Source organism: Stutzerimonas nitrititolerans (genome assembly GCF_003696285.1).
In the GTDB taxonomy this organism is placed as follows: Bacteria; Pseudomonadota; Gammaproteobacteria; order Pseudomonadales; family Pseudomonadaceae; genus Stutzerimonas; species Stutzerimonas nitrititolerans.
In genome coordinates, this window is record NZ_RFFL01000100.1 from 1 (window position 1) to 238 (window position 238).

The window sequence follows — 238 nt, forward strand, 5'->3', positions numbered from 1 at the left end:
AACGGTGACGGACTATCTGCTCTTCGATCTCGTGTGAATAGGCAGACTCCGCAAGCTCGAGCAGATCGAAGTGTTCCAGGGGATCGATAATGCCCGCTCGAAGCATGTCGTCCGCGGACTCGATAAGGTTGTCCCGATAGAGCCGGGGAAGGTCACGGCGTTCTGCTGCGTCGTCCAGCATGCGATGCCAGCGCTCGACGGTCATGCTGGTGGGGTGAGTGAAGGAAATATCGCGGCC

General features: G+C 58.8%; 1 pseudogene. It reads right to left on the minus strand.

The annotated features are described in order from the left end of the window. Nucleotides 1-238: pseudogene (locus tag EA795_RS21130) on the minus strand (hypothetical protein); the annotation flags it as partial.